Source organism: Myroides odoratus, from assembly GCF_965118575.1.
Classification (GTDB): Bacteria; Bacteroidota; Bacteroidia; order Flavobacteriales; family Flavobacteriaceae; genus Flavobacterium; species Flavobacterium odoratum_B.
The window spans coordinates 146,465-159,187 of the sequence record NZ_CBCPHW010000001.1 but is presented as its reverse complement, the minus strand read 5'-3'; the positions used below and the strand labels follow the sequence as shown (position 1 = coordinate 159,187).

General features: G+C 38.6%; 5 protein-coding genes. All 5 read right to left on the bottom strand.

Going from position 1 to position 12,723, the window contains the following annotated elements; all coding sequences use genetic code 11:
• Positions 1–25 precede the first annotated feature (25 nt).
• The 5 genes from ACMHJ2_RS00655 to ACMHJ2_RS00635 all read right to left on the bottom strand — a co-directional run bounded on the left by ACMHJ2_RS00655 (position 26) and on the right by ACMHJ2_RS00635 (position 12,711).
• Entirely contained in the window at positions 26–1,372 is a 1,347-nt protein-coding gene (locus tag ACMHJ2_RS00655) for a hypothetical protein (protein ID WP_413511031.1), read from the bottom strand.
• Positions 1,373–1,503: 131 nt separating this feature from the next.
• On the bottom strand, positions 1,504–3,417 hold the full coding sequence (locus tag ACMHJ2_RS00650; RefSeq protein WP_413511029.1) for an OmpA family protein: 1,914 nt from the start codon (positions 3,415–3,417) through the stop codon (positions 1,504–1,506).
• An 18-nt stretch (positions 3,418–3,435) separates the two neighbouring features.
• The gene (locus tag ACMHJ2_RS00645; protein ID WP_413511028.1) at positions 3,436–4,362 is read right to left on the bottom strand and encodes a type IX secretion system membrane protein PorP/SprF; all 927 of its coding nucleotides are present in this window, start codon (positions 4,360–4,362) and stop codon (positions 3,436–3,438) included.
• Between the two features lie 70 nt (positions 4,363–4,432).
• Positions 4,433–10,447 (bottom strand): fibronectin type III domain-containing protein, encoded by a 6,015-nt coding sequence (locus ACMHJ2_RS00640; RefSeq protein ID WP_413511030.1) that lies wholly within the window; start codon positions 10,445–10,447, stop codon positions 4,433–4,435.
• 350 nt (positions 10,448–10,797) lie between these two features.
• Complete coding sequence (locus ACMHJ2_RS00635; protein WP_413511029.1) at positions 10,798–12,711, bottom strand: OmpA family protein; 1,914 nt, start codon at positions 12,709–12,711, stop codon at positions 10,798–10,800.
• Positions 12,712–12,723: the final 12 nt, after the last annotated feature.

Sequence of the window (12,723 nt, the reverse complement as noted above, 5' to 3'; positions counted from 1 at the left end):
GGGATTTTTTAGTATATGAAATCTTTTATCTACTTCTTGAAGACGAGGATGAACTGCTACTTCTTGAACCTGAACTAGAAGAGCTACCTGAATAACTTGGGCTACTGCTTCTTGAACTTGAACCCGAACTATAACTTGAAGAACTACGTGAATAACTTGGGCTACTACTGCCTGAATTATAACTTGAAGAACTACGTGAATAGCTTGGACTACTACTGCCTGAATTATAACTCGAAGAACTACGTGAATAGCTTGGACTACTACTGCCTGAATTATAACTCGAAGAACTTCGGGAATAGGTCGGACTACTACCAGAGTTTGAACTCGAGGAACTACGTGAATAACTTGGATTACTACTCTCTGAACTATAACTCGAAGAACTACGGGAAGAGCCTGCATTGCTATTTCCAGAATTTGAACTCGAAGAACTACGCGAGTAATTCGAAGTATTATTACTCTCTGCATTTCCTATTGCTTCTCCTCTTTTATATGAAGTTGAGGTATTAGATGAATAAGAACTTCTTGAATTACCTGTATCTACGCGATTAATATCACGTGTAGACCCTGTTGAACTTGAGTAATTACTTCTTGAATTTGAACTGTCAGTGGTATTGGCAGTCGCATAAGAAGTCCTCGCGTTTGATAACTCACGGCGATTCGAGTACCCGTTATTTCTATCATAAAAGGAATTATTAGGATTAGATCGCTCATAATAATCTCTTCTTACATCACTATACAAGGTTCTTGATCCATTATTATAGTGATTATTGGTATACACATAGCGGTTGTTGTAATTAATATGATTGTGTACATGAACCATATACGTTTGTGTTGGATACGGGGAGTAATAAGAGTAATACGATGGATAATACCCCCAATACCAAGAGGAATAATAAGGGCGATAAGAAACACCCCAGAACAAACTAAATACGGGAGGGGTAGCTACATAAACTGGCTCATAAATATAATTCGGTCCGTATAAATAACTATTCCCTACGATTTGTACTGAAACTTGATTACGACGCTTATTTTTATCTATCTCAATTGTTGCTATATCTTGATACATATCACGTCCTAAAACGGCTTGAATCACAATTAAATGCGCATTTGATTCAACAACTTCAATTACTCGTAGATAATCTACATACCCATCTTTGTTTAAGTCCAAATTATTAATACGCAAACTAGGGTCATTCAGGCGATATTCAAAATCTTCTAAATCTTTTGAATCGCCAAATATAGAAGCGACTGCTTGTAAATCTAAGTTATCACTGATGTCATAACTATTTGCAGTCACTACCGCTTTTTGCGCTTGTACGTTGGTAGCAAACACAAAAAATAACAAGACTATATGATAATATAAAAACTTCATTTTTCTACTTTTAAGTTACACACTTGTTGTATTTCAAATTATGTGCCAACAAATTATAATCTAAGGTACAAAAAAAGCCCTTACCCATATGGTAAGGACTTCTTAAAATATATTCAAACTTAATACTTTAACTATTTTAGGATTACAAACTCACTGCGTCTGTTGATTGCGTGTTCCTCTTCACTACAGTTCGATTTACAATCAATCTTCGGTACACTTGGTCCATATCCTTGAGATTCTAAGCGGTACGATTCTATGCCTTTTGACAACACATATTGAACCGTAGTCTTCGCTCTATTCTCAGATAACTTCTGGTTGTAAGTTGCACTTCCACGGTTATCCGTATGAGCCCCTACCTTGATGCGCATCTGTGGATTGCGCTTCATCACTTTCACCAACTTATCCAATTCAAAAGCTCCTTGTTGGGTGATGTTAAAGCGATCAAACTCAAAGTAAATATCCCCTAAGATAATCTCGTCTTTGGTCACAATAACCTCAATAGGACGCAAGCCTACATTGACCAACTGACGTCCACCTTTGCGATTCAATGGTACTTCGATGGACTTGCCTTCGTAGTCTTCCATATCTACTTGAAGGTGGTAAAACTTATTACAATCTACCACATATTCTACAATACCGCGACGATCTGTAATCTTCGTCTCGATGAGATTCTTGCGGTCATCATAAATATCAACGCGCGCGCCTTCTAAGATCTTACCTGTATCTTTATTCGTAACGGTAACATACATCTCGGTATTACAAACCGGTTTGGCCTTGTAGATATCATCTCTTCCGATGCGATTCGTCGAGAAAAACCCGATATCCTTACCTGGGTAAAACGAAAACGAAAAATCGTCTTTAGCCGTATTTATAGGTGCTCCTAAGTTCTTTGGTTCTGCTTGAGGAATTGCCAAGTCGACAACATAAACATCCAAGCCTCCAAAGCCTTTGCGGGAATCCGAAGCAAAGTACAACTTCCCATCCTCCGAGATAAATGGAAAAGATTCTCTCCCTTCGGTATTGATTTGGCTACCCATATTCACTGGTGTGCCATAATTACCCTCTTCATCAATATCCACTTTCCAGATATCGGTGCTACCCATCGTGCCTGGCATATCCGATGAAAAGTACAACGTACGACCATCTTTACTTACACTTGGGTTACTTACCGAATAATCGCTGCCATTAAAGGGAACCGGTTCAAAATCGCTCCACTTGTCCTTCTTCTTGGTCGCGCGGAAAACACTTACCTTACCGAGTTTTACCAACTTCGCTTTGTTCTTGACAAACTTTCCAGCGCGGAAACTCTCCGTTGCAAAATACATCGTATGACCATCGCCTGTTACTGTTGCTGGTCCATCGTGGTATTTTGTGTTTAGTTCCGCTACCGGTTCGACATCGTACAAAGGATCATCGGCATTCTTGTATTTCGCTTGGTAGATATCCAAATATCCTTGGTTGTCCCAACCGTACTTCTTCTTTGATTTATTGCCCCCGCGACTCGACGCAAAATAAAGCGTATCACCTACCGTTAAAAAGGCACCGAAATCATTCCCTTGACGGTCATTGATTCCCGATTCTTCAAAGGTAAAAAGCTCCTCTTGTTCGCGTAATCTTGGGATATAGTCCGGCTCACGCATAAAAGCTATCGCCCGTTGATCTTCTGGATTGCGCTCTGCAAACTTGCGCATAGCCGCATTGGAAGAATCATAACGACCACTCGCCTTTAGCATCTGAGCATGGCGGTAGTAAAACTCCGAATCTAAACTCGGATCTTTCTCCAAGGCCTTACCGTAATACTTGGCAGCCTCGACCGTATTAAATATATTGTAATAACAATCTGCTAATTGTAAATAAATGTAATTCTCTGTCTTAGCCCCGCGAATTAACTTTTGATAAACCTTAGCGGCATCTACAAATTCATAGTGCTTATAATGCTCATCGGCTATCTCTAAGGGCGTTTTTATTGGCTCTTGGGCTTGGATACTCTGTGTAGCTAATAAACCACCTAAGAACAGAGCGTAATAAACCTTTCTTATTTTCATTGTGTCGTTTTTATGCGTTTAGAAATAACGGGATGAACTCGAGACTTTCTTAGATAAGAAAATGTCATATAACACCATAAACTCATGCGAGCCTTTGGCTACTTTATTGATGTCTGAGGTTACATAATCATACGCATAACCCACACGTAATTGTGGCGTTACCCGGTAGTTGATCATCCCGCCGATAGCATCATCCAAACGGTAACTAACTCCCGCCTCTATCTTATTCAAATACATCACATTCATATTCAAATCAAAGGAAATCGGTGCATTCATCGCATATTTAATCATTGTCGATGGTTTCAATTTCCAATCGCGATCTAAATCAAATACATAACCTCCATTCAAATACATGTGAATCTCGCGTTGGCCAAAGTTCTTTCCATCGTAATTCAAATAGTACTCCTTGATTAAATTGGGAACTCCCAAACCGATAAAGTATTTATCCGTGTAATAATACGCTCCGATACCCGCATTGAAAAGCGTCGATTTGCTATCCTCGCCAAAAGCTGGATCATTAGGATCAATTGTATAACCATTTCCTACATCCGAAAACAAATTCGCACTGTGGAACGTAGCTCCAGCTTTTACTCCTAAAGCCAATTTATGGACTCCTCCTAACTCTAAGGTATAGGAAAAGTCTCCATAGATATTATTCTCCGTAACAGGGCCAATGCGATCATTGATAAAAGACAAACCTACTCCCACTTTCTTGCCAACGCGACTGTTGATGAAAAAGGTTCCTGTCTCTGGCGCGCCATTAAAGCCTGCCCATTGCTTGCGGTACAAAGCTCCCATAGATACGGCATCCTTAGAGCCCGCATAAGCCGGGTTAACCACACTCATGTTATACATGTATTGCGTGTACTGTGGATTCTGTTGGGCCTGTACTTCCAGACAACCAAGAAAACTCAGCAACCCTAAAGCTAAATATATTTTTTTCATATATAATTTATTTTTTTAAATAGTAATAAAAACAACTGTGCATGCCGACACGCACAGTTGTTTATTTATATTAATAATTAATTTGTACCCAACCGGTAATAGTTTTTTGAAGCGTTTCAATTACATAATAATAAGTCCCTGATGGCAATTTATTTCCTGACTTATCTTGTCCCATCCATTCAACTTTATAGCCCAATCCATGAGTATATACCTCAGCTCCATTGCGGTTAAAAACTTTTAAACTTGCTACTTTATAGTTAGAAAGATCAAAATAATCATTCAACCCATCTCCATTTGGTGATATACCTTTCGGGATTAAACAGTTGATTTCTTCCGGTTTCAAAGTGATACTTTGCTCTTCATAACAACCATCTTTCGTCTCAATATAAACGCGATAATCTCCACCTTCTGTAACCGTTATCTCTTTAGTATCCGCTGTAAATCCACCTGGACCTTGCCATGTGAATTTTGCCATATCCATATCAATATTACCTAAAACATCGATGACTCTCATGTAATATTTACCATTGAAACAATCACCGTCTAAAACAATCTGAAAACGATCAAAAATTGTAATCTTAACCGTATGACTGACATCCTCTCCACACATCGTAGAGGGAACTCCATAGTAATATTTCACATCGTACTCGCCAGGAATACTCGCAGCAACATTGATGGTACCTGTTATTTTATCAAGTATCAAACCTCCTGTTGGCTTTTTACTTGGGTCTTTCGGATTGGTATGATTAATTACCACATAAGTAAAGATTCCTCCTGGGGTAAATTCTGATCCAGGAATCATTGGTAATTCTTCTATGTTATTGATACATATTGGTCCTTCATATGAAAACTCTGCATTCGGATAAAAAGTAGCTTTAATTTTTAATCGAAGCTCAAAATAACCCCTACAATCTTCATTCTTATCGCGTGAAACACCGATATAAATAGTCTCATCTCCCGCTGATTGATAAAGGTCTTCTATTTCAAATGCATTTCTATCTGCATTAAAATCAGCTAAATTATGATAGTATTTATGTTCTATTGTTTCTGGTTCAGCATGATTGGCAATTGCTTCCTCAACAACACTTTTTATATCAAATAAAGCATACCCTACATTTTCTAAGTCACATAATACAATCTCTTGTGGCAAACGAAGTGAAATTGGATCGTAGAATTTGATATAAACCTCATCTTCTGGATTCTCCTCACATAAATCTTTCTCTACTTTAACGCGGTATTTACCTGTTTCTGTTACAACAATTCTTCGTGTATTAAACAGTGCCGGGTCTAACATTACATCATCTTTGAACCAAGTATAAGTCATTTCTTCTGTTGATCCTGCTGCTGTAATATTAGCTACAATCTCGTACGAAGTAACATCCGAACATAAGTATTGATCTTCTCCTAAATCAACTTCACATAAAAATTTACAATCTGTAGTTCCTGCTTCATTCTGACCTGCATTTCTTTGTACTAATTTAATAAACCCTGGTGATCTTCCAAAATTAGTAATCAAAACCGCATAAATCTGACCGCGTACGGCATTGTTTATAGTCAACGTTTCAATATTTCTAAAATCATAACTACAATCTATAATATTGCCTACAGGGTAATTACTTGTAGCATTTGTATTATTAGGACAATCTACACCTGCAGGACAAGGTCCCAAAATAGATTCTGAACAAGCTTGATCTAAATTATCAAATGGTCCAAAAGCAACAAAATCAACATCTAGTACTCGTCCATTTGCCACACCATTAGCATCAAAAGAAGTACTTTGTATAATATCAAAAACTAAATCCCCATCTTGATCGACCTTTAAGAAATACCATACTGGATAGGGAACTGATCCTAGACAAGCTATTCGAAGGTTTTCTCCATAAGGAAATTGTACTGAACCATCTTCATCATTTCTATTGGGAAAGATAATTCCTTCTGGACCCGCACAAAATGGCTCGGCATCCAAAATATTTGTACTATTGGTTTTTACTTTTATTTTTTTCCACATACTAAAGACCCCTTCTCCACAAATATTGCGAACATAAAAGTAATAGTCTGTATTTACCGTTAGTCCCGTGGCTGAGTATTGAGGTTCATCTATTCTTAGGATATTAGCCGCATTTGGCTCTGCCAAATCTGTCGTTTCAATGGCTATTTCCCACTGAGTTCTGCCAGCTTGAGAATCCCATCCATAATTGATACGATCACTACCAATACAAGCTGTCAATCCTGTAACAGAAGGACAAGTCTCAACCTTAAACTTAACATTATCTATAGCTCCAGCAGGGTCATCTCCGCCACTTCCATCGTTTCTCCACTCAAAGATAAGTCTCATAGTTCTGCCAGAGAAAGATCTTAAATCAACCGATTCTAACACACTTGCAAATGTTGCTTGTTGATTATAATTGCCTCTTATTTGAATGCGATTTACTCCAGCTGTTATTAATTGACCTGTAGTTGGTCTAAATGTTGCAGGTACAACCCATACACGAACATAATCACAACATGATTCGGCTAAGGCTCGCCAATCGAAACTAAGACTTCCTTCAATAGCTCCAACTGGAACTGCAATATCGCGATAAGCATGAGCTACTGTTGAAGTAGAATTGTTATACGTATTGGTTACACCATCATCTTTTGAAACATATAGAGATCTAGTTCCTCCATTATTAACAGCAGTTCCTACAACCCATTTATTGATAGAATTACTAACTAATGACCAATTGTTATTTCCTTCAAAACCTTCTTCATAAGGCATCTCGGCAGGAATTTGACCTGTAACAATTGGCAATTGCTTCCAGAAACTTTTATCCGTATCACTACAAATCGTTCTAATCCATACAAAATATTCTGTATTAGGCGTTAATCCAGGAATTGTATAAGGGTTATCTGTTGTTGTAATAGACCCTGCCACTGTTGTTCCTGGAGGTGTAGCAGTTGTAGCATAATAAACCTCATACGTATTTTGTCCTATTACACCCGTCCAAGATATAGTTGCTGTTGTTCCTGTAACGGAAACCACCTGCAAATCAGTTGGAGCAGAACAAGTAATTACTGACACTTCTAGATTATCAATTGCTGCTGGCGGTTGAGTACCTCCACTACCATCCTGACGCCATTCAAATACTAAACGCATCGTTTGCCCTGCAAATGCAGTTACATTTTGCACTCCTTGTTCTCGTAAAAAAGTAGCATTATCATTATATTCAGATCTACCTAGGCGAATTCTATCTGCTGCCGCAGTAATTTGTGTTCCTACAATTGGTCTAAATGAAGTAGGCACAAGCCAAACTCTGAAATAATCATATCTTGTAGAGGTTCCTTCGCCAACACAACGCCAATCAAAATTGATACCCACCTCTGTGGTTCCAGTCGGTATATCAATATCACGATACACATGCGCTACTGTTGCAACATTTGTATCGTACGTATTTGTAGTTCCGTTGTCTTTGCTTACATACAAAGATTTTGTTCCTCCGTTATTTACGGCTGTCCCAATCACCCATTTATTAATAGAATTACTACTTGCACTCCAATTGTTATCTCCTTCAAAATTTTCTACATAAGGGATTTGCGCTGGAATTTGACCTGTCATAATTGCTACTTGTTTCCAAAAACTCTTATCCGTACCACTACAAATCGTTCTAATCCAAACAAAATATTGTGTATTAGGATTTAATCCAGGAATTGTATACGGATTATCTGTAGTTGTTACAGACCCCGTAACAGTTGCCCCTGGCTCAGTATTGGTTGTAGAATAATAAACCTCATAGGTTTGTTGTCCCGTTACACCTGTCCAGGAAACCGTTGCTGTAGTGGCTGTTGAAGTTACCATTTGTAAATTGGTTGGCGCAGAACACGTAATCACTGATACCTCTAGGTTATCAATCGCTGCTGGTGGTTGAGTTCCTCCACTACCATCCTGACGCCATTCAAATACTAAACGCATCGTTTGCCCTGCAAAGGCAGTCACGTTTTGAATTAATTGCTCTCTCAAAAACGCATTATTTCCATTATATTCTGATCTACCTAGGCGAATTCTATCTGTTGCAGCAGTAATTTGCGTACCTACTGTTGGTCTAAATGACACAGGTACAACCCATACTCTAAAATAATCGTACATTGTAGAGGTTCCTTCACCTACGCAACGCCAATCAAAATTGATACCTACCTCTGTGGTTCCAGTCGGTATAGCAATATCGCGATACACATGGGCTACTGTTGCCGCATCTGTATCGTACGTATTTGTAGTTCCATTGTCTTTGCTTACATACAAAGATTTTGTCCCGCCGTTATTCACGGCTGTACCAACCACCCATTTATTAACCGAATTACTACTTGTACTCCAATTATTATCTCCTTCAAAATTTTCTACGTAAGGGATTTGCGCTGGAATTTGGCCCGTCGTAATTGCTACTTGTTTCCAAAAACTCTTATCCGTATCACTACAAATCGTTCTAATCCAAACAAAATAAGAAGTATTAGGCGCCAATCCAGGAATTGTATACGGGTTATTTGTAGTCGTTACAGACCCCGTAACAGTTGCTCCTGGTTCAGTATTGGTTGTAGAATAATAAACCTCATAGGTTTGTTGTCCCGTTACTGCTGTCCAGGAAACCGTCGCTGTAGTAGCTGTTGAAGTAACTGCTTGCAAATTAGTTGGCGCAGAACATGTAATTACTGACACCTCTAAATTATCAATAGCTGCTGGTGGTTGTGTCCCTCCACTACCATCTTGGCGCCATTCAAATACTAAACGCATCGTCTGCCCTGCAAAGGCAGTCACATTTTGAATTAATTGCTCTCTTAAAAACGCATTATTTCCATTATATTCTGTTCTACCTAGGCGAATTCTATCTGTAGCAGCGGTAATTTGAGTGCCCGCTGTTGGTGTAAAAGTAGTCGGAACTATCCAAACTCTAAAGTAATCGTACATCGTAGAGGTTCCTTCTCCTACACAACGCCAATCAAAATTAATAGCTACTTCAGTTGTTCCAGTAGGGATATTAATATCTTTATAAGTCTGAGATACTTGAGCTCCATCCGTTGTATACGCATTTGTAGTACCATTGTCATTACTAATATATAGCGCTTTGGTACCCCCATTATTTGCTGCATTTCCAACGTGCCATTTATTTGTTGTATGATTCGTATAAGCAAAACTAGCGTCTCCTTCAAAATTCTCAATATAAGGTAAAGTTGCTGCCACTAATCGAGTTGTAAAAATAGCTGCGGACGAATAGGTAGAAACATTATCTGTTCCACAATTTGCACGAACATACAATGAATATCTTGTATTCTGTGTTAAACCAGTTATTGTAAAGGGCTGTGCATTTAAATCTACAAAAGTTCCCGAAGTAACTAATCCCGTAGCTCCTGAACCAGCTGCGCCCTCTGTTCGTATTTCATAATACAATGCGGTCGTAGTTGTTCTATTTGATACAGAAAAATTTACGTTTGTTGCTGTAACACTATTTACAGTTGCATTAACTCGAGGGCATGTAATTTGCGTTCCGAAGGTTAATCTTAAATTGGGTCTAGAAGCTAACGCAGACAAATTGGCAATCGGGGCAGTATTATCTGCTCCTATTTCAAAATGCATATTTGTTTGATTACTAGATTTTATCATTAATCCATTAACTCCATCTCCATTTCCACTCCCTTCAAAATTGGTTTCAACTAATACCAGTAAATTTTTATTCCCTCCAGTATAATTGAAAGATGCATCTAAATTAATAGCATTAAATCCAACTGTTAAAGGTGTAAATGATCCATCGTATACTAAAGTTGCATTTTCAACAAAAGTAGCCCAATTAGCAGCTATCAGAGTTGTTGATTCAACTTCTTTTAAATAAATTTTAATTGGTCTTGCTCCTTTAACTGCTCCGATATCCCAAGCTAATTGGTTAATGAACCCTACTTGACCCACTTCTGTTGAGGTGTATAATGCCGCAGAACGAGCAAAACCATGATGGCTACTCAGAGGTTGTCGTGCCGACACTGTACCTGTGCCAATCGTAACTTCTTGTCCATAAGTAAAAACAATACTTAATAAGAAGAAAAACAGCACTGTAATTCTTTTCATACGTTTAAGTTTTAAGTTTAGTATGGTCAAATATAAAATATTTTTATATAAACCTTAACAGCACACCCCCCTCTACTGCAATATACCCATACTAATACTCAAATTACAATTACTATTCATATACGACTATAAAAAAATGAACTTGTTATTTGCTATTTTTAAGTTAAAACTTTTTCTCTTCTCCCCTTATAAAACACAAATCTATTGAAATACCATTATTTTCACAAATTAACAGGAATTCAATTATTTAAAACAAATTGTACCAATTTGAACCTCAAAAAAAAAGTCCTTACCACTTTAAAGTGATAAGGACTTCTTAAAATATACTAAACTTAATACTTAAAAAACAATTATTTTAGGATTACAAACTCACTGCGTCTGTTGATTGCGTGTTCCTCTTCACTACAGTTCGATTTACAATCAATCTTCGGTACACTTGGTCCATATCCTTGAGATTCTAAGCGGTACGATTCTATGCCTTTTGACAACACATATTGAACCGTAGTCTTCGCTCTATTCTCAGATAACTTCTGGTTGTAAGTTGCACTTCCACGGTTATCCGTATGAGCCCCTACCTTGATGCGCATCTGTGGATTGCGCTTCATCACTTTCACCAACTTATCCAATTCAAAAGCTCCTTGTTGGGTGATGTTAAAGCGATCAAACTCAAAGTAAATATCCCCTAAGATAATCTCGTCTTTGGTCACAATAACCTCAATAGGACGCAAGCCTACATTGACCAACTGACGTCCACCTTTGCGATTCAATGGTACTTCGATGGACTTGCCTTCGTAGTCTTCCATATCTACTTGAAGGTGGTAAAACTTATTACAATCTACCACATATTCTACAATACCGCGACGATCTGTAATCTTCGTCTCGATGAGATTCTTGCGGTCATCATAAATATCAACGCGCGCGCCTTCTAAGATCTTACCTGTATCTTTATTCGTAACGGTAACATACATCTCGGTATTACAAACCGGTTTGGCCTTGTAGATATCATCTCTTCCGATGCGATTCGTCGAGAAAAACCCGATATCCTTACCTGGGTAAAACGAAAACGAAAAATCGTCTTTAGCCGTATTTATAGGTGCTCCTAAGTTCTTTGGTTCTGCTTGAGGAATTGCCAAGTCGACAACATAAACATCCAAGCCTCCAAAGCCTTTGCGGGAATCCGAAGCAAAGTACAACTTCCCATCCTCCGAGATAAATGGAAAAGATTCTCTCCCTTCGGTATTGATTTGGCTACCCATATTCACTGGTGTGCCATAATTACCCTCTTCATCAATATCCACTTTCCAGATATCGGTGCTACCCATCGTGCCTGGCATATCCGATGAAAAGTACAACGTACGACCATCTTTACTTACACTTGGGTTACTTACCGAATAATCGCTGCCATTAAAGGGAACCGGTTCAAAATCGCTCCACTTGTCCTTCTTCTTGGTCGCGCGGAAAACACTTACCTTACCGAGTTTTACCAACTTCGCTTTGTTCTTGACAAACTTTCCAGCGCGGAAACTCTCCGTTGCAAAATACATCGTATGACCATCGCCTGTTACTGTTGCTGGTCCATCGTGGTATTTTGTGTTTAGTTCCGCTACCGGTTCGACATCGTACAAAGGATCATCGGCATTCTTGTATTTCGCTTGGTAGATATCCAAATATCCTTGGTTGTCCCAACCGTACTTCTTCTTTGATTTATTGCCCCCGCGACTCGACGCAAAATAAAGCGTATCACCTACCGTTAAAAAGGCACCGAAATCATTCCCTTGACGGTCATTGATTCCCGATTCTTCAAAGGTAAAAAGCTCCTCTTGTTCGCGTAATCTTGGGATATAGTCCGGCTCACGCATAAAAGCTATCGCCCGTTGATCTTCTGGATTGCGCTCTGCAAACTTGCGCATAGCCGCATTGGAAGAATCATAACGACCACTCGCCTTTAGCATCTGAGCATGGCGGTAGTAAAACTCCGAATCTAAACTCGGATCTTTCTCCAAGGCCTTACCGTAATACTTGGCAGCCTCGACCGTATTAAATATATTGTAATAACAATCTGCTAATTGTAAATAAATGTAATTCTCTGTCTTAGCCCCGCGAATTAACTTTTGATAAACCTTAGCGGCATCTACAAATTCATAGTGCTTATAATGCTCATCGGCTATCTCTAAGGGCGTTTTTATTGGCTCTTGGGCTTGGATACTCTGTGTAGCTAATAAACCACCTAAGAACAGAGCGTAATAAACCTTTCTTATTTTCATTGTGTCGTTTTT